This window comes from Actinoplanes xinjiangensis (genome assembly GCF_003148685.1).
GTDB lineage: Bacteria > Actinomycetota > Actinomycetes > Mycobacteriales > Micromonosporaceae > Actinoplanes > Actinoplanes xinjiangensis.
Map to the genome: position 1 here is coordinate 28,083 of NZ_QGGR01000046.1, position 23,136 is coordinate 51,218.

The 23,136-nt window shown below is 70.3% G+C and carries 16 protein-coding genes; 11 read left to right on the plus strand and 5 right to left on the minus strand.

What is annotated here, in order from left to right; genetic code table 11:
* The first annotated feature begins 33 nt into the window (after positions 1 to 33).
* From BC793_RS46190 to BC793_RS46200, 3 genes are read left to right on the plus strand one after another with little or no spacing between them, the layout of a single operon-like run.
* A complete protein-coding gene (locus tag BC793_RS46190) occupies positions 34 to 1,182 on the plus strand; it encodes an acyl-CoA dehydrogenase family protein (protein WP_109603008.1) in 1,149 nt (382 codons plus the stop codon).
* A 14-nt stretch (positions 1,183 to 1,196) separates the two neighbouring features.
* The gene (gene fabG / locus BC793_RS46195; protein WP_109603009.1) at positions 1,197 to 1,946 is read left to right on the plus strand and encodes a 3-oxoacyl-ACP reductase FabG; all 750 of its coding nucleotides are present in this window, start codon (positions 1,197 to 1,199) and stop codon (positions 1,944 to 1,946) included.
* Between the two features lie 16 nt (positions 1,947 to 1,962).
* On the plus strand, positions 1,963 to 3,120 hold the full coding sequence (locus BC793_RS46200; RefSeq protein WP_109603010.1) for an acyl-CoA dehydrogenase family protein: 1,158 nt from the start codon (positions 1,963 to 1,965) through the stop codon (positions 3,118 to 3,120).
* Positions 3,121 to 3,274: 154 nt separating this feature from the next.
* On the opposite strand, the gene BC793_RS46205 is transcribed toward BC793_RS46200, so the two are convergent.
* The gene (locus BC793_RS46205) at positions 3,275 to 4,060 is read right to left on the minus strand and encodes a hypothetical protein (RefSeq protein WP_109603011.1); all 786 of its coding nucleotides are present in this window, start codon (positions 4,058 to 4,060) and stop codon (positions 3,275 to 3,277) included.
* A 57-nt stretch (positions 4,061 to 4,117) separates the two neighbouring features.
* On the opposite strand from BC793_RS46205, the gene BC793_RS46210 reads away from it, so the two are divergent.
* Complete coding sequence (locus BC793_RS46210) at positions 4,118 to 4,678, plus strand: CG0192-related protein (RefSeq protein ID WP_109603012.1); 561 nt, start codon at positions 4,118 to 4,120, stop codon at positions 4,676 to 4,678.
* Between the two features lie 6 nt (positions 4,679 to 4,684).
* Here the strand turns inward: BC793_RS46210 and BC793_RS46215 are convergent, their stop codons facing one another.
* Positions 4,685 to 6,028, minus strand: a complete 1,344-nt coding sequence (locus BC793_RS46215) for an FAD-dependent oxidoreductase (protein WP_109603013.1) — start codon at positions 6,026 to 6,028, stop codon at positions 4,685 to 4,687.
* A 179-nt stretch (positions 6,029 to 6,207) separates the two neighbouring features.
* Here BC793_RS46215 and BC793_RS46220 point away from each other — a divergent pair, with 179 nt between their 5' ends.
* The 6 genes from BC793_RS46220 to yicI all read left to right on the plus strand — a co-directional run bounded on the left by BC793_RS46220 (position 6,208) and on the right by yicI (position 15,738).
* Positions 6,208 to 9,108 (plus strand): glycoside hydrolase family 3 protein, encoded by a 2,901-nt coding sequence (locus BC793_RS46220; RefSeq protein ID WP_109603014.1) that lies wholly within the window; start codon positions 6,208 to 6,210, stop codon positions 9,106 to 9,108.
* Between the two features lie 89 nt (positions 9,109 to 9,197).
* Complete coding sequence (locus BC793_RS46225) at positions 9,198 to 10,214, plus strand: LacI family DNA-binding transcriptional regulator (protein ID WP_109603015.1); 1,017 nt, start codon at positions 9,198 to 9,200, stop codon at positions 10,212 to 10,214.
* 100 nt (positions 10,215 to 10,314) lie between these two features.
* On the plus strand, positions 10,315 to 11,622 hold the full coding sequence (locus tag BC793_RS46230; RefSeq protein WP_109603016.1) for an extracellular solute-binding protein: 1,308 nt from the start codon (positions 10,315 to 10,317) through the stop codon (positions 11,620 to 11,622).
* Between the two features lie 65 nt (positions 11,623 to 11,687).
* Positions 11,688 to 12,587, plus strand: a complete 900-nt coding sequence (locus tag BC793_RS46235) for a carbohydrate ABC transporter permease (protein WP_109603017.1) — start codon at positions 11,688 to 11,690, stop codon at positions 12,585 to 12,587.
* Positions 12,584 to 13,468: a carbohydrate ABC transporter permease gene (locus tag BC793_RS46240; protein WP_109603018.1), complete on the plus strand. Its 885-nt coding sequence runs from the start codon at positions 12,584 to 12,586 to the stop codon at positions 13,466 to 13,468. Before BC793_RS46235 ends, BC793_RS46240 begins: the two co-directional genes overlap by 4 nt.
* Before the next feature lie 11 nt (positions 13,469 to 13,479).
* Positions 13,480 to 15,738 carry an alpha-xylosidase gene (gene yicI, locus BC793_RS46245; protein WP_109603019.1) on the plus strand — a complete coding sequence of 753 codons (2,259 nt, stop codon included), beginning with the start codon at positions 13,480 to 13,482 and terminating at the stop codon, positions 15,736 to 15,738.
* 73 nt (positions 15,739 to 15,811) lie between these two features.
* Here the strand turns inward: yicI and BC793_RS50045 are convergent, their stop codons facing one another.
* From BC793_RS50045 to BC793_RS46260, 3 genes are all read right to left on the minus strand, one after another.
* Entirely contained in the window at positions 15,812 to 17,800 is a 1,989-nt protein-coding gene (locus BC793_RS50045; RefSeq protein ID WP_158319569.1) for a hypothetical protein, read from the minus strand.
* Between the two features lie 109 nt (positions 17,801 to 17,909).
* Positions 17,910 to 21,152 carry an NACHT domain-containing protein gene (locus BC793_RS46255; RefSeq protein ID WP_109603020.1) on the minus strand — a complete coding sequence of 1,081 codons (3,243 nt, stop codon included), beginning with the start codon at positions 21,150 to 21,152 and terminating at the stop codon, positions 17,910 to 17,912.
* A gap of 7 nt (positions 21,153 to 21,159) precedes the next feature.
* Complete coding sequence (locus BC793_RS46260) at positions 21,160 to 21,504, minus strand: hypothetical protein (protein WP_109603021.1); 345 nt, start codon at positions 21,502 to 21,504, stop codon at positions 21,160 to 21,162.
* Positions 21,505 to 21,787: 283 nt separating this feature from the next.
* On the opposite strand from BC793_RS46260, the gene BC793_RS46265 reads away from it, so the two are divergent.
* Positions 21,788 to 23,136, plus strand: a 1,349-nt coding sequence (locus tag BC793_RS46265) for a phosphoketolase family protein (protein WP_146246762.1), incomplete at its 3' end; no start/stop codon positions are given.

Here is a 23,136-nt window from a genome sequence, read left to right on the forward strand (position 1 = left end):
GAAACCTGACAGCGTTCAATTACGGGAGCCGCTATGGACCTCGGCCTGACGGCGGAACAGCAGCAGTTCCAGGACCTGGCCCGGGATTGGGTGGACCGCGAGGTCGTGCCGCACGCCACCGAGTGGGACCGGACCGAGCAGGTCGACACCAAGATCGTCGGCAAGCTCGCCGAGCTGGGCTTCCTCGGCCTCGGGATCGACGAACAGTGGGGCGGCTCGGGCGGCGACTTCCTGACGTACTGCCTGATGATGGAGGAACTCGGCCGCGGGGACACCTCGGTCCGCGGGATCGTCTCGGTCTCGCTCGGCCTCGTCGCCAAGAGCATCCAGGCGTATGGGACCGGCGAGCAGAAGTCGGCCTGGCTGCCGAAGCTCTGCGGCGGCGAGATGCTCGGCTGCTTCGGCCTGACCGAACCGGGCACCGGCTCCGACGCGGGTTCCCTGATCACCAGGGCGGTCCGTGACGGCGACGGCTGGGTGATCAGCGGCGAGAAGATCTTCATCACCAACGGCACGTGGGCCGGAGTCGCGTTGATCTTCGCGCGCACCGGTGGCCCGGGTCCGAAGGGGATCACGGCCTTCCTGGTCCCGACCGACTCGCCGGGCATGGAGAGAACCGAGATCAAGGGCAAACTCGGCCTGCGCGGTCAGGCCACCGCGTCGATCAGCCTCGACGGGGTCCGGGTGGGCGCCGACGCGCGGCTCGGCGGGATCGGCGAAGGTTTCAAGATCGCGATGGCCGCCCTGGACAAGGGCCGCATAGCGGTGGCCGCGGGCTCCGTGGGGCTCGCCAGAGGCTGCCTGGAGGCCTCCGTCGCGTATGCCAGGGAGCGCAGCCAGTTCGGTAAGCCCATCGCCGGCTACCAGCTCGTCCAGGAGATGATCGCCGACATCGCGGTCGAGACCGACGCCGCCCGCCTGCTCGTCTGGCGCGCCGCCGATCACGTCGACCGCGGTCTGCCCTACCGCACCGAGGCCTCGATGGCGAAGCTGTTCGCCACCGAGTCCGCTGTCAAGGCCGCCAATCAGGCCATCCAGATCTTCGGAGGGTATGGCTACGTCGACGAGTTCCCGGTCGGCAAGGCCATGCGCGACGCCCGGGTCACGACCCTCTACGAGGGCACCAGCCAGATCCAGAAACTGCTCATCGGCCGCGCGCTGACCGGGATCAGCGCGTTCTGACCACGGAGGTTGAAATGAGTCGCGTCGCCATCGTCACCGGTGCAGCGAGAGGTATCGGCGCCGCCACCGCCATCCAGTTCGCCCGCGAGGGCACGTCCGTCGCCGTGCTCGACCTCGACGAGCAGGCTTGTGCCGAGGTCGTCGACCGGATCACGGCGTCCGGCGGGACCGCTGTCGCGTTCGGCTGCGACGTCGCCGACGAGTCCCAGGTCGATGCGGTGGTCAACAAGGTCGCCGGCGAGTTGGGCGGGGTTGACGTGCTGGTCAACAATGCCGGGGTGCTCCGTGACAACCTGCTGCACAAGATGTCCGTCGCCGACTGGGACGTGGTGATGAACGTGCACCTGCGCGGCGCGTTCCTGTGCAGCCGGGCCGCTCAGCGGCACATGGTCGCCAAGCGCTCGGGCAAGATCGTGAACACGTCGAGCGTGTCCGCGCTGGGCAACCGCGGCCAGGCCAACTACTCCGCCGCGAAGGCGGGCATTCAGGGTCTGACCAGGACTCTCGCGATGGAGCTGGGCCCGTTCAACATCAACGTCAACGCGGTGGCGCCCGGCTTCATCGTCACCGAGATGACCGACGCGACCGCCGCCCGGGTCGGCATCTCCGCCGCCGACATGCGGGCCAAGGCCGCCGAGATCACCCCGCTGCGGCGGGTCGGCCGGCCGGAGGACGTGGCCCGGGTCGTCGCGTTCCTCGCCAGTGACGCGGCATCCTTCATCACCGGGCAGACGATCTATGTGGACGGCGGACGCCGTCTCTAGAAGGGAATAGCGACAGATGCGCCGCACTGTTTTCAACGAGGACCACGAGTCGTTCCGCCAGATGCTGCGGGCGTTCATCGAGGCCGAGGTCGTGCCCCGCTACGACCAGTGGTTCGTCGACGGTCAGGTCCCGCGCGACTTCTACAAGCAGCTCGCCGAGCTGGGCCTGTTCGGCATCGAGGTGCCGGAGGAGTACGGCGGCGCCGGCATCGACAGCTTCAAGTTCGCCGCGGTCCAGACCGAGGAGACGATGCGTGCCGGCGTCTCCTTCGGAGCTGCCGGGGCGCACGTCGCGCTGGGCCTGCCGTACCTTCTGGACCTGGGCACCGACGAGCAGAAGCGGCGCTGGCTGCCCGACTTCGTCTCCGGCGACACGATGTATGCGCTGGCCATGACCGAGCCCGGCACCGGCAGTGACCTGGCCGGCATGAGCACCACGGCGAAGCTGAGCGAGGACGGCACGCACTACGTGCTCAACGGCGCGAAGACCTTCATCACCGGCGGGGTCCTCGCCGACCGGGTGATCGTCTGTGCCCGTACCTCGCCGTCGAAGCCCGACGACCGCCGCTACGGCATCACCCTGCTGAACGTCGACACGTCGCTGCCCGGCTACTCGGTCGGCCGCAAGCTCGACAAGCTGGGTCTGCGCACCTCCGACACCGGCGAGCTGGCGTTCGTCGACGTGAAGGTGCCGGTGGAGGACCGGCTCGGGGAGGAGAACAAGGGCTTCTACTACCTCGGCAAGAACCTGCCGAAGGAGCGCCTGAGCATCGCCTTCGGCGCGTACGCGCAGGCGGCGGCCGCGATCCGGTTCGCCAAACAGTACGTGCAGGACCGCAAGGTCTTCGGCCAGACGGTCGCCAGCTTCCAGAACACCAAGTTCGAGCTGGCCGCCTGCCAGGCCGAGGTGGACGCCGCGCAGGCGGTCGCCGACCGGGCCCTGGAGGCGCTCGACGCCGGTGAGCTGACCGCGGCCGAGGCCGCGTCGGCGAAACTGTTCTGCACCGAGGTGGCCCACCGGGTCATCGACCGCTGCCTCCAGCTGCACGGCGGCTACGGCTTCATCAACGAGTACCCGATCGCCCGCCTCTACGCCGACAACCGGGTCAACCGGATCTACGGCGGCACGTCCGAGGTCATGAAGATGATCATCGCCAAGGACATGGGCCTCTAAGAACAACCTCATCCGGTACGGGCCACCACGCCCGCCGGAGCCGACGCAGTCCCCGGGCCACCGCGCGACACCCGCGGTGGCCCGGACCGCGACGCGACCGCCGGGCCGGTGCGACGGTCACCGGGCCCACGCAACCCCGCCTCCGGGTGCGGGGCTACGCCGGTGGACCCGGCTCCGCCCGTACCGTCGCCGTGTCGTGCCGGTGGACCAGGGCAGCCACGATGACCACCGCGGTCCACGCCGCGAGGCCGGTGACCAGGGCGCCCGACGCCGTGTCCCCCCAGTCGCCGACGTGAGCCGCGGAGGCCTCCCCGGCGCTCAGCGACAGTGACGCCATGCCGATGGCGCAGGCCGCCGCCAGCGGCGGGACCACCCACAGCCACGCCGCCGGGAAGTCGAGCCGGCCGATCTGCATCAGCCCGGCCACGCTGACCACCGACCAGCCGACGGCCAGGACCAGCGTCCCGGCCGTGCGGGACTGCCGCGACGGGAGCCAGCCCGCGAGCAGGACGCCGAGGCCGACGCCGAGAAGCGCATAGAGCGGGAACGCCAGGAGCAGCGGACCGTGCTGGACCTCGCCGACGACGGCGGGCTCCCACAGCACCCGCCCGTCCCCGCCGATCCGCAGCCGTTCACCGCCGAGCGCGCGCGCCGTCAGGAACGCGGCCGCCGCCATCGCCGTCCCGGTGCCCGCCGCGATCACCAGCGCCACGGGATACCGGTGGCGGTGTGCCAGCCACATTCCGGTGAGGAGGGCGAGCAGGTGCCCGTACAGGTAGCCGGAGGTGTTGCGCATGACCTCCCGGTTGTACCGCCACTCCCACTGCTGGCCCTCGCCCTGCGGGTCGTAGTTGATCCAGGTCAGGTAGAAGCCGTCGTTGGCCGGTACCAGCACGGCAGCCAGCAGCACGGTGGCCGGAATCGCCCAGAGGACCCTCATCCGCCCAGACTGCCCTCACCGGCGGGTGCTGTCGAGGTGGGGTTCTAGGCTGCGGGCATGGCGATTCTGCACAAGGCGACGATCGTTCCCGGCAAACTCGAGCTGCTCGCGGTCTGGCTGCCCACCCGGTCCTGGTTCGACGGTCCGGCCGTCGAGCCCGAGCGGGTGGCGGCGGCCCGGTTCGACGACCCGGCCGGTGCGGTCGGTGTCGAGACGCTCATCGTGCGGGCCGGTGACGGGCCGATGCTGCACGTGCCGCTCACCTACCGGGGCGCGCCGCTGCCCGGCGCCGACGAGTGGCTGGTCGGCACCACCGAGCATTCGGTGCTGGGCCCCCGCTGGGTCTACGACGCGGAGGGTGACCCGGTCTACCGGGCGGTGGTCGCCGAGACGATCCGGTCCGGTGGGCACGAGGCGGCCGAGGAGGTGCTCGCCGACGGCGCGACGGTCCGCCGGGAGCCGTCGCTGCGGCTGCGCGGCAGTACCGCCGAGCCGGGCGACGTGTCCGGCGACCTGACCGTGGTCCGGACGATCGGGCCGGTGATGGCGATGGGTGCGACGCTGACCGGCACCTGGGACGGCGACGGCTCCCCGGCGGTCCTGGTGATCCTGAGCTAGAGGGAGCTAGAGGGCGTCGGACGCCTTGCGGGCGGCGATCAGGATCGGGTCCCAGACCGGGGCGTACGGCGGGGCGTAACCGAGGTCGAGGGCGGTCATCTCGGTGACCGTCATCCGGTTCCACACGGCGACCGCGAACGCGTCGATCCGCTTGGCCGCCTCGGCCCTGCCGACGATCTGGGCCCCGAGCAGCAGCCCGGTGTCCTTCTCGGCGATCACCTTGACGGTCATCGGCACCGCTCCGGGGAAGTATCCGGCCCGGTTGGTCGACTCGACGGTCGCCGTCACGAACCGGAACCCGGCCGCCTCGGCCTCCTTCGACGACAACCCGGTACGGGCCACCTCCAGGTCGCAGATCTTGGTGACGGCCGTGCCGATGACGCCGGGGAACGTGGCGTACCCGCCGCCGATGTTGATGCCGGCGACCCGGCCCTGCTTGTTGGCGTGGGTACCGAGCGGGATGTGCGACGGCCGCCCGCTGACCAGATGGGTGACCTGGGTGCAGTCGCCGGCCGCCCATACGCCGTCGACGATGCCGTCCGGGCCGGTGACCCGCTGCCGCAGGTCGGTGGCGAGGGCGCCGGTGACACCGAGGGGCAGCCCGGCGGCGTCGGCGAGCGCCGTGTTGGGCCGCACGCCGAGCCCGAGGACGACGACGTCGGCGGGCAGCACCCCGTCGTCGGTGACGACCGCGCGGACCCGCCCGCCGTCGGTCTCCAGGCCCTGCACGGTGACGCCGGTACGCAACACGACGCCCAGCCCGCGGATCGCGTCGGCGACGAGCGCCCCCATGTCCGGGTCGACCGTGGACATCGGCTGGCCGGACCGTTCCACCAGGGTGACGCGCAGGCCGCGGCGCTGGAGGGCCTCGGCCATCTCGACACCGATGTATCCGGCCCCGATCACGACGGCGCTGTCCCGCCCGGGTTCCAGCCACTTCTGCAGGGCCGCGGCGTCACCGAGGGTCTGCACGCCGAAGACGCCCCGCGCGGGGGTGTCGGCCCACGCCGGCCGGACCGGGGTGGCGCCGGCCGCGTACATGAGATGGTCGAAGCTCTCCGCGCGGTCGTGGACGGTGACCGTCCGCGCCTTCAGGTCGATGCCGGTGACCTCGTGTCCGGTGTAGACGTCGATGTCGTTGTCCCGGTGGGCGGCCGGGTCGCGGGCGATGAGCCCGTCCGGCCCGTCGACCAGCCCGCCGACCCAGTACGGGATCCCGCACGCCGAGTAGGACGTGTATTCGCCCCGCTCGTACGCCGTGATCTCGAGTTCGCCGGGGCCGAGCCGGCGCCGGGCCTGGGATGCGGCGGACATTCCGGCCGCATCGCCGCCGATGACGATCAATCGCATCCGGTCATTCTGCCTCTGTTGCCGGAGGATTTCCGGAAAGCTGCGCCCGGTGGTTGCCCGGTCCATCAGCGCCGATCTATGGTGACCTCACCGCACCCCTTGTCACCGGGCGTTTCTCCGCATCAATCGTCGAAGCGCTTCGATCGATTCTTCATGCCTTATGGAAAAAGGAGACTGCCATGCGTCTCAGACGCGGTCTCGCCGCGCTTGCGGCCGCCGTCCTGGTCCTCCCCGTGGCTCCGGGAGCGGCACAGGCCGACCCCGCACTTCCGTTCCGCGACCCGGGCCTTCCCCTGGCCGCGCGGCTCGACGACCTGCTCGGCCGGCTCACCCTGGACGAGAGGATCTCGCTGCTGCACCAGTACCAGCCGGCCATCCCGCGCCTGGGCCTGAACGTCTTCAAAGCCGGCACCGAGGCCCTGCACGGGGTCGCCTGGTCCAACGACTACCACAACAACTCGGCGAAGGTGGACGCGACGGCGACCGTCTTCCCGCAGGCGGTCGGCCTGGCCAGCACCTGGGACCCGGCGCTGATCACCCGCGTGGGCGACGCCGTCGGTGACGAACTGCGCGGCTTCCACGCGCAGGACCCGACGATCTGGGGCCTCAACGCCTGGGCGCCCGTGGTCAACCCGCTGCGTGACCCGCGCTGGGGCCGCAACGAGGAGGGCTACTCCGAGGATCCGCTGCTGTCCGGCGTGATCGCCACCGCCTACGGCGACGGGCTGCAGGGCGACGACCCGGACCATCTCAAGGTCGCGCCGACCCTCAAGCACTACGCCGCCTACAACAACGAGACCCTGCGTGACCGGACCTCGTCGAACGTGCCGCAGCGGGTACTCAACGAGTACGACCGCAAGCCGTTCGAGATCGCGCTGCGCAACGACGCCGCGACCGGGGTGATGGCCGCCTACAACCTGATCAACGGCCGGCCCGCGACCGTCGACCCCGACCTCGGCACGCTGGTCCGCGACTGGAGCAGACGGCGGCTGTTCAACGTCAGCGACGCGTGGGCGCCGACCAACCTGACCGGCTCGCAGGCCTACTACGCCACCCAGGCCGAGGCGAACGCCGCCACCCTCGAGGCCGGCCTGGACAGCTTCACGGTCGACGACACCAACGCCGTGCCCACGGTCACCGCGATCAAGGACGCGCTCGCGCAGGGCCTGATCACCGAGGCCGACGTCGACGAGTCGGCGGGCAACGCACTGAGCATCCGTTTCCGGCTGGGCGAGTTCGATCCGGACGGTGGCCCGTACGCCGGCATCTCGCCCTCGGTGATCGACAGCCCGGCGCACCGCGCGCTGGCCCGCGAGACCGCCGCGGAGGCCGCGGTCCTTCTCAAGAACAACGGCATCCTTCCGCTCCAGCCGGGCGGTTCGGTCGCGGTCGTCGGTCCCACCGCCGACAAGCTCTACAGCGACTGGTACGGCGGACAGCTGCCGTACCGGGTCAGCATCCTCGACGGCATCACCGAGCGCGCGTCCACGGTGTCCACCGGCACCGGCGCCGACCGGATCGCCCTGAAGGACGTGGCGACCGGCCGTTACGTGACCGCCGGTTCCGGCAGCGTCAGCCTGACCGCGACCACGGCGTCGACGGCCGCCCAGTTCGACACGGTCGACTGGGGCGACGGCGTCTCCACCCTGCGCAGCGTCGCCAACGGTCGGCTGGTCGGCTACGGCTGGGGCCCGTTCGTCACCCAGGCCACCGATCCGGCCGGCTGGTTCGTGCAGGAGCAGTTCAAGATCGAGGACCAGGGCGACGGTACGGTCGTGCTGCACTACGTGGGCTACGAGACCCAGGAGTCGTGGTTCCCGGACACCGACTACGTGACCGTGGGCGCCGACGGCAACCTGACGCTGGGCACCGCCTCGGCGGCCACCCGGTTCACCAGAGAGGTGCTGGTCGACGGGGTCGCCCGGGCCGCCGCGACCGCGAAGAAGGCGCAGACCGCCGTGGTCGTCGTCGGCACCGACCCGTTCGTCGCCGGCCGTGAGGTCCACGACCGGACCGGGCTCGGCCTCGGCGCCCGCCAGGAGGCCCTGATCAAGGCGGTGCGGGCGGCCAACCCGCGGACCGTCGTGGTGCTCCAGAGCAGCTACCCGCAGACGATCAACTGGGCGCAGCGGCACGTCCCCGGCATCCTCTGGACCACCCACGCCGGAGCCGAGACGGGGCATGCCGTCGCCGACGTGCTCTACGGCGACGTCAACCCGTCCGGCAGGCTCACCCAGACCTGGCCGCGCTCGACCGCGCAGTTGCCGGACGACCTGCTCCGGTACGACATCATCAAGACCGGCCAGACCTACCTGTACAACCGGTCCACGCCGCTCTACGCATTCGGGCACGGGCTGTCGTACACCACGTTCCGCTACGGTGTCCCGTCGGTCCGGGACGGCCGGGTCAGCGTCACGATCACCAACGCCGGGAGGCGGGCCGGTGACGAGGTGGTCCAGCTCTACACCCATCAGCGCACCTCCCGCGACGCCACGGCGATCAGACAGCTCCGGGACTTCCAGAAGATCCACCTGAACCCCGGGCAGTCGACGACCGTCACGTTCACGCTCGAACCGTCCGACCTGGCCCGCTGGGATCAGACCCGGCAGCGCCGGGTGGTCGAGACCGCGGTCCACGACATCCTGCTCGGCGCGTCGTCCGGTGACATCCGGCAGCGCGCGACGTGGGCGGTCCGGGGTGAGACCATCCCGGCCCGTGACCTGTCCCGGCCGACCCGCGCGGAGACCTTCGACGACTACTCCGGGGCGCGTCTGCTCGACGAGACCAAAGCGCGCGGGACCGTCGTCGGCGCCACGGCGGCGGGGGACTGGATCGCGTTCCGGGACGCGAGGCTGCGCGGCGGGACGACGTTCACCGCCCGTGCCTCCGGCAGCGGAACCGTCCAGGTGCGCCTCGGCTCACCGTCCGGGCGCCTGCTCGGCACCGCGACCGTCACCGGCACCGGCGGGGTGTACGACTACACGACCGTCACCGCCACGCTCGCCCGCTTCTCCGGCCGGCAGTCCGTCTACCTGCTGCCGAGTCCCGGTCTGCGCCTGGCCACGTTCTCGATCGGCTGACACCGGGCGGGGGTGTGCCCGTCCGGGCGCACCCCCGCTGATCAGTAGGATCGGCGGAAGGCGAGGCTGTGGCGACCTGGGGAGGCACTATGCCGACGATCAACGATGTCGCCAAGGCGGCGGGGGTTTCGCCGAGCACGGTGTCCTACGTGCTGAGCGGCCGCCGCCCGATCTCGGCGGAGACCCGCGCCCGGGTGCAGGCCGCGATCGCCGAGCTGGGTTTCCACCCGCACGCCGGCGCCCGCGCCCTGGCGAGCAGCAAGACCAATGTGCTCGCCCTGGTCGCCCCCCTGCGGGTGGACGTCAACGTGCCGGTGATCATGCAGTTCGCGACCGCCGTGGTGACCGCCGCCCGGTCGTACAACCATGACGTTCTGCTTCTGACGAAGGACGAGGGCACCGCCGGGCTGGAGCGGGTCGCGCACAGCACCATGGTCGACGCGTTGATACTGATGGACCTGGAGCGCGACGACCTGCGTATCCCGGCGCTGCGCAAGCTCAAGCAGCCGTCGGTGCTGATCGGCTTGCCGTCGGACCACACCGGGATCGCCTGCGTCGACCTGGACTTCGCCGCGGCCGCCCGGGAGGCGCTCACCCACCTGGCCGGGCACGGGCACCGCAGGATCGGGCTGGTCGGCCCGTCCCCGGCGGTGTACCGGAGGCAGACCACCTACGCCGACCGGTTCCTCGCCGGTTTCCTGGAGGCGTCGGCGGAGCTGGAGCTGCGCACGGTGACGCACCCGTGCGAGCCGGGTGCCGCGGGCGTGCGGACCTGCCTGGCCGACCTCGACGCCGAACTCGACGGGATCACCGCCCTGGTGGTGCACAATGAGGAGGCGCTGCGGCCCCTGCTCGACCTGCTGCACGCCACCGGCCGCCGGGTGCCCGACGACGTCTCCATCGTCGCCGTCTGCCCACGGGACGTGGCGACGGCGATGCCGATCCACCTCACCTCGATCGACATCCCGGCGCACGACGTCGGGACTCTCGCGGTGGAGACGGCAATGCGGCTGCTCGACGGCCGTCGCGTCGAGTACACCAGGCTGCTGGCGCCCAGCCTGGTCGAGCGGGACTCCTGCCGCGAAATCTCCACGTCACACCGTTGACATGAACCGGGCTCGTTCCATAGCGTCTCGACAAGGCCGATCGTCGAAGCGCTTCGACGACGAGGACTTCCCGCTCTCATTCCCCTCGGGAGGAACGGTTATGCTCCGATCACGATCCGGTCTCGCGGCCGGTGCGCTCTTGCTGGCAGCAACCCTCGGTCTCACCGCGTGCGGCAGTGACGACTCCTCGACCGAGGGTGCGGACGCCAAGACCCTGACCCTCTGGCACTACGAGGGTCCCAACAGCGCCATGGGCATCGCCTGGAACAAGGCGATCGAGTTGTTCAAGGCCGGCCACCCGGGCGTCGAGGTGAAGTTCGAGGAGAAGGGCTTCGAGCAGATCCAGCAGAACGCCCAGATGATCCTCAACTCCGACAGCGCCCCGGACATCCTGGAATACAACAAGGGCAACGCGACCGCCGGCCTGCTCTCCAAGCAGGGCCTGCTCACCGACCTCTCCGACGAGTTCACCAAGCGTGGCTGGGACTCCAAATTGAGCTCCAGCCTGCAGACCACGGCGAAGTACGACGAAGACGGCATCATGGGCAACGGCAAGGTCTTCGGCGTGCCCAACTACGGCGAGTTCGTGACCGTCTACTACAACAAGAAGATGTTCGACCAGTACAAACTGGCCGTCCCGACCTCGTTCGACGAGTTCACCAAGGTGATGGACACCTTCGTGGCGAACAAGGTGACCCCGCTCGCCGTCGGTGGCGCCGAATACCCGGCCCAGCAGATCTTCTACGAGCTGGCCCTGTCGAAATCGGACCGCGCGTTCGTCAACGACTACCAGCTCTACACGAACAAGGTCGACTTCAAGGGGCCGCAGTTCACCTACGGCGCGCAGACCTTCGCCGACTGGGTCGCCAAGGGCTACATCAGCAAGGACTCGGCCGGCATCAAGGCCGAGGACATGGGCGTCTCCTTCACCCAGGGTAAGTTCCCGATCCTGATCTCCGGCTCCTGGTGGTACGGCCGGTTCGCCTCGGAGATCAAGGACTTCGACTGGGGCACCTTCCTCTTCCCGGGCAACACCCTGCACCCCGGCTCCAGCGGCAACCTCTGGGTGGTGCCGGAGAAGAGCAAGGCCAAGGCGCTGGCGTACGACTTCATCGACATCACCATGCAGCCCGAGGTGCAGGCGCTGCTCGGCAACAGCGGTGGCGTCCCGGTCGCGGCCGACCCGGCGGCGATCACCGACCCGAAGAACCGGGAACTGGTCGAGACCTTCAACCGGATCTCCACCGCTGACGGCCTGGCCTTCTACCCGGACTGGCCGGCACCCGGCTACTACGACGTCCTCGTGGCGGGCACCCAGGGCCTGATCAACGGCTCGAAGACGCCGGACGCGTTCCTGGACGAGATCGCGAAGCCGTACAACGAGAATCTGGCCGACCTCGGCAAATGATCCTGCGTCAGCCGCGATGCGGGCGGTGACCAGCCGCCCGCATCGTGAAGGGAAGGGGCCCCGGCATGGCCGGACGTTCGTCGCGCGAACGTGGTTACGCGCTGTATCTGATTCCCGGTGTGCTCGCCTCGCTCGCGGTGATCGTGGTGCCGCTGGTGATGACGGTGTACGTCAGCTTCACCAAGTGGACCGGTGTCGGCGACCCGCGCTGGGTCGGCTTCGACAACTACACCCGGCTGTTCGGCGACACCCTGTTCTGGCAGTCGTTCGGCAACATCGGGCTGCTCGTGTTCGCGATGGCGGTCATCCCGACGCTGCTCGGACTGGTGCTGGCCGCGGTGCTCTTCGACTACGTGGGCAAGAGGTTCGGTGACCGCTGGGCCGGCCTGTTCCGCTCCGGCTACTACCTGCCGCAGGTCATCCCGGTCGCGGTCACCGGCATCATCTGGAGCTGGATCCTGCACCCGGGTTACGGCGCGCTCAACCGGATCCTCGAAGCGGTCGGGCTGGGCGGGCTGGCCCGGAACTGGCTCGGTGATCCCGACTACGCGCTGTACAGCGTGATGCTGGTGATGATCTGGTTCCAGATCGGCTATCCGGTCGTCATGTTCATGTCCGGGCTGTCGCGGATCGACCCGTCGCTGTACGAGGCGGCGGACCTCGACGGGGCGACCTGGTGGCAGCGGTTCCGCAAGATCACCGTGTACATGATCAGGCCGGAGTTCTACGTCGTGCTGATCACCACGACGATCGCCGCACTGAAGATCTTCGGCCAGGTCTTCGTGCTCACCAAGGGCGGCCCGAGCAACGCCACCCTCGTGCCGTCGTACTTCGCCTACAAGAACTTCTTCGAGAAGGCCCAGGTCGGGTACGGATCGGCGATCTCCACGGTGCTCACCGTGCTGATCGTGGTCCTCGCGTTCCTGTTCCTCCGTCTCCAGCACCGTTCGGAGGAACTGCGATGACCGCCGTTGTCCAGCCGGTGACGAAGACGCCCGGGACGGCCGCCCCGGACGCCGCCAAACACCGCAACCCGGTCCGCTGGCTCGTCCTGGCCGCGCTCCTCGTCCTGCTCCTGCTCCTGGTCGGGCCGCTGCTGGTGATCGCCGTCAACGCGGTCAAGAGCCCCGCCGACTACGCCGCCAACGGACCGCTGTCGTTCCCCGGCAGCCTCTACTGGGACGGCATCGTCGACTTCTGGAACCGGGTGAACTTCGGCCGGAAACTCTGGAACAGCTTCATCATCAGTCTGGTCGTGGCCGTCCTCGGGGTGGTGCTGTCGATCCTCAACGCGTACGCCCTCGGCATCGGCCGGGTGAAGGGCCGCGTCTGGTTCCTGGTGTTCTTCCTGGTCGCGAACCTGCTGCCGCAGGAGGTGCTGGTCTACCCGCTCTACTACATCTCCAAGGAGGCGGGACTCTACGACAGCCTGTTCGCGATCATCATCATCTTCACGGTCATCCAGAGCGCGTTCGGCACGTACCTGCTCACCTCGGTCTACACCGAGTTCCCCCGGGAGTTGCTGGACGCGGCCTCCGTCGACGGCGCCGGTAAGTGGCGGACCCTGTGGCGGGTCGTCGTGCCGGTCAGCGGCCCCACCCTCGCGGTGCTGTTCACGTTCTTCTTCATCTGGACGTGGAACGAGTTCTTCCTGCCGCTGGTCTTCCTAATCTCCAACGACAACCAGACCGTTCCCGTCGCCCTCGGCGTCCTCCAGGGCGACCGGATGATGGACGCCACCACGACCAGCGCCTCCGCCCTGATCGGCATCCTCCCCGCGATCCTCTTCTTCCTGATCTTCCAGCGGACCCTCACGCGCGGCATCGCCGCCGGCGCCATCAAGTAAAGGACTTTTCGATGAAGTTCACCGACGGCTATTGGCGTAAACGCGCAGGCGTCACCGTGCTGCACCCCGCCCATCTGCAGGACACGGCGACCGGGCCGGACTCGCTGACCGCCTGGGCCGCCACCAGGCCGATCACGCACCGCGGTGACACGCTGAACTCCGCCCTGATCACCGTCGAGTGCACGGCACCGGCGCCCGACGTCATCCGGGTCACCGTCTCGCACTTCCAGGGAGAGCGCTCCAAGTCCCCGAATTTCGCGATTTCCGGCGAACCCGGTGACGTGTCCGTCGACAGCCGGTCGATCACGTCCGGTGCGCTGACCGCCCGGTTCTCCGACGGCGACAACTGGGCGCTCGACTTCCTCGCCGACGGTCGCCGTCTCACCGGCAGCGGCTGGAAGGGCATGGGCGTCGTCTCCGGGCCCGACGGCGACTACATCCACGAGCAGCTCGACCTCGGCGTCGGGCACGTCGTCTACGGGCTGGGGGAGCGGTTCGGGCCGCTGGTCAAGAACGGCCAGACCGTCGACGTGTGGCAGGAGGACGGCGGCACCAGCTCCGAGCAGGCGTACAAGAACGTCCCGTTCTACTTCACCAACGGCGGGTACGGCGTCCTCGTCGACCACCCCGGCAAGGTGTCCTTCGAGGTCGGCTCCGAGATGGTCACCCGTACCCAGTTCAGCGTCGCCGGGCAGAGCCTGTCCTACCTGGTGATCTACGGGCCCACCCCGGCCGACGTCATCCGGAGGTACACCGCGCTCACCGGCCGGCCCGCGCTGCCGCCGGCCTGGTCCTTCGGCCTGTGGCTGACCACGTCGTTCACCACCGACTACGACGAGGAGACGGTCAACAAGTTCGTCGGCGGGATGGCCGACCGGGACCTGCCGCTGTCGGTGTTCCACTTCGACTGCTTCTGGATGCGCGAGTTCAACTGGTGCGACTTCGAATGGGACCCGCGGGTGTTCCCCGACCCGCCGGGCATGCTCAAACGCCTCGCCGACCGGGGACTCAGAACCTGCCTGTGGATCAACCCGTACATCGCCCAGCGGTCCCCGCTCTTCGCCGAAGGCCGGGCGAACGGCTACCTGGTCCGCAGACCGAACGGCGACGTCTTCCAGTGGGACCTGTGGCAGGCCGGCATGGCACTCGTCGACTTCACCAACCCGGCCGCCCGCGAATGGTATGCGGGCAAGTTGCGGGCGCTCGTCGAGATGGGCGTCGACGCCTTCAAGTCCGACTTCGGGGAACGTGTCCCCACCGACGTGGTGTGGCACGACGGCTCCGACCCGGAACGCATGCACAACTACTACACGCAGCTCTACAACGAGGTCGTCTTCGAGGTGCTGCGCGAGGCCAAGGGCGACGGCGAGGCCGTCCTGTTCGCCCGCTCGGCGACCGTCGGCGGCCAGCAGTTCCCGGTGCACTGGGGCGGCGACAACTCCAGCACCTACGAGTCGATGGCGGAGAGCCTGCGCGGCGGCCTGTCCCTGATGTCGTCCGGCTTCGGTTTCTGGAGCCACGACATCGGCGGTTTCGAGGGCATGCCCGACCCGGCCGTCTTCAAGCGCTGGGTGGCGTTCGGCCTGCTGTCGTCACACAGCCGCCTGCACGGCAGCTCCTCCTACCGGGTGCCGTGGCTGTTCGACGAGGAGGCCGTCGACGTGCTGCGGTCCTTCACCCACCTGAAGTACCGCCTCATGCCGTACATCTTCGGCGCCGCCCGCGAAGCCCACCTCACCGGCCTGCCGGTGATGCGCCCGATGCCGGTCGCGTTCCCGCACGACCCGGCCGTCACCTACCTGGACCGGCAGTACATGCTCGGCCCCGACCTGCTCGTCGCCCCGGTCTTCACGGCCGGCGGCGAGGTCTCCTACTACGTCCCCGAAGGCCGATGGACCCGCTACCTGCCGGCCCCCGGAACCGCCGCGACGATCGAGGGCCCGCGCTGGGTGACCGAGACCCACGGCTTCGAGACCGCCCCGCTGCTGGTCCGCCCGGGAACCGTCCTGGCGGTCGGCGCCCGTCAGGACCGCCCCGACTACGACTACCGCGAGGGCGTGACCCTGCACCTGTTCGAGCCGGCCGACGGCCGGACCGCGGTCGTGGTCCCCGGCCCGACCGGCGCCGACACGGTCTTCACCGTCTCCCGCGAGGGCGCGGACATCGTGGTGGGCCGGATGGGCGACGCCCTGCCCTGGCGCGTCCGGCTCGGCGACACCGTCACCGACCTGGCGGCGGACGAGGACAGCTGCACCCTCACCCTGGGCTGACAGCCGCAGACGCCCGGCCCGCCCACCGGCGGCGCCGGGCGTCCCCGCCCGGCGCCGCCACGGGTGACCCGGCTCAGCTGAGTTCGGTGACGGCGGCCCCGGCGACGAGCGCGCCCAGGAACGCCATCCGGGCGGAGGCGATGGTCACGTGTTCGGTGAGAACGTACTTGCCCGACACCCCGGCCACCGTCGCGATGAGCGGGCTCGCGAGAAGACCGAGCACCATCTCGATCTCCTGCAGGGACGGCGCGCCGTCCTGGTTGCGGAGTTCGATGTAGATGTCCGACGGTGCCAGGGACCCCTTGGTCACCTCGTCGTCGCCGACCGCCTCCGCGGCCAGTGTGGCGAGCACCAGCTTGACGATCTTGAAGGTGCGACGCCTCGCACCGGCGGCCTGCTGCAGCGCGGTCCCGTCGATCAGCCCGGTGCCCGACAGCAGCGACCGGAGATCCGCCGCCCCGATCACGCCTTCGCGAGCGAGCCGGACGGCGGTACAGAGCACCTCGACGCTCAACAGGCCGACACCCTCGGAACGGGCCCGCTCGATGTTCTTGCGGTCGGTGAAACTCTCCCCGATCGCCACCACGAAGTCCGCCCCGTGCTGCTCCTTGTGCTCGCGGAGGGTGACCACGTCGAAGGGCGCCACCTGGCCCCTGGCCGAGGCCTTGGCATCCGCGATCACGACGAACCGGTCAGCCCCCGGCAACGGCGCCACCGCCCGGACGTCCGTTCGCCCCTGGCCGCCGAGATGCTCGACCTGGAAGCCCAGCACCGAGAACGCCGACGCGATGGCGCGCTCGAGCCGGGTGAAGTCGGTCGCCGCACGAGCGGCGACGCGCAACTCGGTCTCCAGCGCGTCCGGCGACGGCGCCTCCACGGCACGCTGATCGCCGGCGGCGGGCGTGGCGGCGGCCGGCGGGGAAACCGGCCCGCCGTCCGGTTCGAGCGGCAGCTCACGCACCATCGCCTGACCGAGCGGGGTGAGCCGGTACCGCCGGACCCCCGCCTCCTCGATCAGTCCGGTGGCGAGCAGCAGCCCGATCCGGCGCTGGAGGTCCGGCGGCGGGATGTCGAACTCGAGTGCCTTCGACGCCAACTCGGCCGACGAGCCGGTCGTGTCGAGGAAGGCCAGGATCTCGCCGAAGAACCTGATATTGCCGTGCAGGATCCGGATGACGTCGAGATCGGTGCCGGAGTCGAGCCACGCCTGGGCGAGCGGCGTGACCGCGTCGCTGTCCGGGCCGGTGCGTTTGACGAGCCCGACGCCGCGGAACGAGGCGAGCGACTGCAGGGCGGACGTCTCACCGATCGCGAACCGTTCCCCGCAGAGAGCCACCCACTCGTCCCGGGACACCGACGGTGCCGCAGCCGCCACGAGCCTGCGCATGGTCTCCGGCCCGGACGAGCCGCCGGGGAAATACCCGATGAGCCGACGGCGGCACCGCAGCGCCTCCTCGTCGAGCGATCCGAGGAAGGCCGTGATCTCGGGCGCGCCCGCCGGGATCTCCGGGACCGTACGGGCCCGCTCCGGCTCGGCGCTCAGCGAGTTGGGCGGACGGTTCTCCAACCGGCCGAGCAGGTCACGACCGTCGCCGGTGATCAGGAGATAGTTGTCGAACCGCAGTTCGACGAAGCCGCCGGCGCGAAGCCAGGTGGTCCGCCGCCGTACCTGATCGGGCGAGCCCCACGACAGGTCGTACTCCGTTCGGGCGATGTCCATGAGCTGGGTGTGTGTCAGCTCGCCCGCCGACAGCTGTTCCAGCAGTTCGCCGAGGAAACGGATCTCGGAGTGGAACACGCCGATGAGGAACGCGTTGTCCGCCGTCTCCAGCCATGACTCGCCGGCCTCCGTGACCCGCCACCGGCCGCGGCCGCCCCGCTCGAGGAAGCCGCGGGGCCGGGTGCGGTCGGCGGCCTGCACGACGGCGGGGTCCCCGCCGTCCCGCCGGGCATCCAGGAGCAGGCTGCGCAGGGAGTCCAGTTGGGCCTCACCGCCGCCCTTGATGTAGGGCATGGAGGCGGCGCGGTCCGCCCACCGGAGTGGCCGGGGAAGATCGAGCATGGGGAGACGTCACTCCGAGTCCTGCCCCTCACGGGACATCGAGTTCACGATGTGCACAGCGATTCTCCACACTGGTTTCCACGCGCCGTATACGGGGTCCATGAAGCCGTCACCGGTCCGGGGGCGCCAGCGGGGCCAGGCGCAGGGCCAGGTCGGGGCGCCGCTTGGAGACCCGGCGCACGAGGGTGGTGAACTTCCACGGCGACGACAGCTCGGCCAGCGGCGGTAATGGCAGGTCGAGTTCGTGCAGGCGGGCCAGGGTGTCGGCGGCGAGCACCGGGTCGGCGCCGCCCAGGTCGGGCATCAGGATCGCCCCGGCCAGCGCTGCCAGACGACGGTCGAGGACGCGTCCGGCACCGAGGTTCTCCAGGATGCAGCGCAGGAAACCGGAGGTCAGCCGGCCGGTCCAGAACGGCGGTAGCGGGTCGTGCAACCGTTCCAGGATCTCGACGGCCTCCGGCGGGCGGACGGTGTGCCCGATCGCCAGATTGTCCAGGATGGTCTCGGCGCAGCGGAGCTGGATCTGGTGCGCCCACTCGGGCGCCTCGCAGGTCGCGATCCGCAGACAGCGGTGGTACGTGTCGAGCGCCGGGTCGGCCCACAGGGCGAACATGGCCGTCATCGGCAGCTGGATGCCGCCGCCGGGCAGGGCGACGAACCTGTCGAGGTGCCAGTCGGAGGTGACCGCCAGTGCGTCCAGGGCGTGCTGGGTGATGTCGCCCGCGGTCTGGAAGAGGAAATTCGTGGTACGACGGCGTTCCTGCTCGTCGGTGGCGGCACCGATCCGCAGCCATGACGGTTCGCCGGGGTCCGGCGACCAGCCGAGGGTCCAGGACAGGTCGACCGGCGGCGGGAACCAGCGGCCGGTGTAGAGGGTGACGCGGATGTCCCGGCCGGCGTCCGTCGACACCCGCTCGACGGCCAGGCGCTCGATGAAACTCTGCCAGCTGCCGGGGGACAGCTGCGAGTGCCACAGCAGGGCCTGGCCACCCCACGCCGCCACCACGTCGCGGTGACCGGGGAAGAGGTCGCCGGCGCGGACCTGGTCGCCGGTGCAGGCGATCAGGAGAAGCAGGTTGGCGCTGTAGGCGGCCAGCCGGGCGGGCTCCCCACGACGGGACGGGCGGTATCCGGCGTAGTGCGGCGACGGTGGTGTGTGCCCGAGCCCGTGGAAGAGGCGCAGCAGCAGATCCCTCAGCGGTGCCCGGGTCGCGGGGCCGGCGGCCCAGGCCATCTCGCTGAGGAACCCGATGACGGTCGAGCGGCGGCTCAGCGGTTCGTGGGACAGCAGTGCCCGCAGCAGGTCGTCGTGGACCGGTGCGGGACCGAACGGTGAGATGGCGGCGCCCGCCTGCGCGGCCACGTCGCGGAGCACCTGCCAGGTGAGCCGGGCCACGAAGAACTCGGTGAAGGTGGCGTGCAGGAACTCGTACGTCTCCAGGTCGGTGGCCCGCGCGCGGTGAATGAAGAAGAACCGGCCGAGCGTCAGCTCCGCCGGCCGCAGCGCGGTGCGCAGGCCCTCCCTGGCCGGGGGCGCCGAGCCGAGCAGGCCGGTCAGGTCCGTTTCGAGGTCGGCTTCGCTGATCCACAGGACGGAGCGGTTGAACATCGCGAAGGCGACCACGGCGAGACGGCGCAGTTCGTCCTCGACGGCGGCCTCCCGGTCCCGGGTCGACAGGCCGGGCCGCTGCTTGTGAATCTCGCGGAGCGCGAAGCTGTGCAGCAGCCGCTCATAGAGTTCGTCCTGGCGCAGGTCGGCGCTGTCGCGCTGAAGGGCGTTCCGGTCGGCGTCGTAGAGCGCCAGCATCAGCAGGAGCAGCGGCTGTTCGGCCAGGTGCCGGTGCGCCAGAACGGTCGCCGTGCCCAGCGGGACCAGTCCGCGGCGGCGCAGGTCCGCCTGGTTGAGCCGGTTCCACACGTCGAGCCAGTCGGAGATCTGCCGATCGTCGAACGGCTCCAGGCGCAGCGCGAGGGCTGCCTGCGGTGGCCGGGCCTGGTTCGCGACGGCGATGCGGCTGGTGACGATGACCGCGACCGGCCGGCCCTGGGTGGCCTCGCGCCGCTGGAAGGCGGCCACCCTCTCCAGGTAGTCGGTCTGGTTGACGCCGGTGGCCTGCAACAGTTCGTCGAACCCGTCGAGCATGATCACCGGCAGCGCGTCCCCGGCGGAGCGGACCAGCGCCGGCCAGTCGACCCGTTCGCCGGTGGCCGCCCGAATGGCGTGTTCCACCTGGTCCTGGATCTGGTCGAGGGACGGGGTGTCGCGCAGGACCACCCGGATCGGCAGGAACTCGGCGGCCGGCAGCCCGGCGGCCAGCGCCCGGGTGAGCACCGACTTGCCGGAGCCGGGCTGACCCAGCACCAGCAGCGGCGCGCGGGTGGCCCGAGGTGACGTCAGGTGCCCGATCAGGAAGTCACGCAGATCGTCGCGGACCGGATACGGCTCCCACCAGTCGTCGTGACCGAAGCCGGACGGCCGGGCCACGTCGGGTACGCGGAAACGAGGCGGCAGGTACACCTCGTCGAGGGTGGGCACCGTGATGCCGGCGGCCACGTCACCGGCGTTGACCAGCGGCCGGCGCAGATCGTCCCGGTAGGCCGCGGCGAGTCCGGCCCGGCGTTCGTCCGGCGCGCGGCCGGTGTGGATGGCCTCCAGCACCGTCCCGATCCCGGTGAGCGCGGCCCGGGCGCTCCGCTGCTCGCGCCGGTCGGCCCAGTAGGCGACCTCCGGGAAGTCGGTGGTGAGCCGCAGCAGCGCGTCCTCGTACCGGGCCACCGCCCGGCCCGCCGCGTCGTGGAGTGCCCGGGTCATCCGGTCGCGTTCGTCGCGGGGCAGGTCACCGGTGCCGGCGAGACCGCCGAGGAACCTGTCGACCGCGTCGGCGAGCCCCCGGTAGTAGCGCTCCATGCTCTGCCGGAAGTCGGCGGGCGATTGTTCCGGGCGCGGCACCAGATCCCCGGCCGACATGATCTGGGTGACGAACCCGTCCGGCCCGGCCGGGACGCCCGCGCCGAGAGCGACCTGCTCGGCCCTGGTCAGCCCGGTGGGCAGGGCGACCTCGGCGAGGCTCTCGAAGAACGCGGCGATCACGATGACCGTGTGGGCGGCCTCGATGCGCTCGGTACGGCCGTACCGGGACAGGCCGCTACGGCGTTCCGACAGGTCCCGGACCAGTTGGTGGCTGAGGCGGCTGAGTTCGGCTTTGGCGTCGAACCAGCTCAGGACCTCGGCCAGGGCCGGGGCGGCGCCGAGCATCAGCCAGCCGGCGGTCTTCTCCAGGGCGGTGACGACCCTGCTGTCCGTGCCGCCGAGGAGACGGGCGGCGTCCGCGTAACTCAGTGACCGTCCCATCGTCCCATCATGGAGGGGCGTCGAACCGGCGGGCCAGGTCGTGATGGGCGGCGGCCGCGCGGGCGGCCTCCACGCCGCTGAGCGGCGAGCCCGGCCCGGCGCCCAGCGTGGCGACCTGGTCGGCGAAGTGGCGGTGCTGTCCGGCGGCGTGTTCACGGCACGGCAGGCAGGTGACCGAGCCCGGCTCGGCGGAGGTCATGGCGAACGGCGCCCGCAGCCCGCAGGCGGTCGTCACCTCGGCCGGAAGGTCACCGACCAGCCCGAACATGGACGCCAGGAGGTTGCGCTCGGCTGCGCGTGCGCGCAGCGGTCCGCCCTCGACGTGGATGTGCGGGTCTCCGGGGTTCGTCATCACATCGAGTCTGGCACGCCGTCCGGCTCCCTGGCCGTCCCGGCCGGTGGCACCGGGTTCAGGTGCCATTCTGCCGGGGTGACCCGGAGCGCCGCCGAATCCTGGTAGAAGTTTTCCCAGGGGGGTAGGGGCCACTCCGTGACCGTCGTTCTCGGGCGCGTGTGCGAACCATCGGCGGGGGTAACGTCCCGTCCGGAGGGGCCGAAAGGCCCGTGTCGCCCGTTCACGCCGTCGATACGTTGATCGTGACCAGTCAGGAACTCGAAAGACTTCGTCGAGAGGAATGACCGTGACCGCCGTTTCGGACAACCGGGCCGCCACGCTCGACCAGCAGGAACTGGTGCGGAAGCTCGCCGCTCCGGACGATGCCGAGGTCGCGAGCCTCGACGCCTGGTGGCGGGCCAACAACTACCTGACCGTCGGGCAGATCTACCTTCAGGGCAATCCGCTGCTGCGGGAGAAGCTGACCTCGGAGCACATCAAGCCGCGGCTGCTCGGTCACTGGGGCACCAGCCCCGGTCTGTCGTTCGTCTACGCCCACGTGTCGCGTCTGATCAAGCAGACCGGGCAGCAGGCCATCTATCTGGCCGGCCCGGGTCACGGCGGTCCGGCGCTGGTCGCCGCCGGCTATCTGGAGGGCACCTACTCCGAGGTGTACCCGAAGGTCGGTCTGGACGAGGGCGGTCTGCTGCGGTTGCTCCGGCAGTTCTCCAGCCCCGGTGGCATCCCCAGCCACGTCAGCGTGACCACGCCCGGCAGCATCCACGAGGGCGGCGAACTCGGCTACGTGCTGGTGCACGCGTTCGGTGCGGTCATGGACAACCCGGACCTGCTGGCCATCGCGGTGGTCGGCGACGGCGAGGCCGAGACCGGCCCCCTCGAAGGGTCCTGGAAGGGCGTCTCCTTCATCAACCCGGAGCACGACGGCGCGGTCCTGCCGATCCTGCACCTCAACGGCGCGAAGATCGCCGGCCCGACGGTGCTGGCCCGCAAGGACCCGGCCGAGGTGCGCAGGCTGTTCGAGGGACACGGCTACGACGTCATCGAGATCGAGGGCTCCGACCTGCCGGGCATGCACCACCGGTTCGCGGCGGTCCTCGCCGAGGCGTGGGGCAAGATCAGGAGCATTCAGAGTGAGGCCCGCGGCGGTACGTGGGACGGCAGCCGCCCCCGCTGGCCGCTGATCGTGATGCGCACGCCGAAGGGCTGGACCGGCCCGGAGAAGATCGACGGCATCACCGTGACCGGCACCTGGCGCTCGCACCAGGTCCCGCTGTCCGGGGTCAAGGGCAACGACGACCACCTCGCCGAGCTGGAGAAGTGGCTGCGCTCGTACAAGCCGGAAGAGCTCTTCGACGCCTCCGGCGCACCGGCCCAGATCATCCGCGACCTGGCGCCGCCCGGGGATCTGCGGATGAGCGCCACCCCGCACGCCAACGGCGGCCTGCTCACCTCCGACTTGGACCTGCCCGACTTCCGCGACTACGCGGTCGACGTGAAGCAGCCCGCCCAGGGACGCGCCGAGTCGACCCGCAAACTCGGCGAGATGATGCGCGACATCTACTCGCGCAACCCGGACAGCTTCCGGCTGTTCTGCCCCGACGAGACCAACAGCAACCGGCTCGGCGCCGT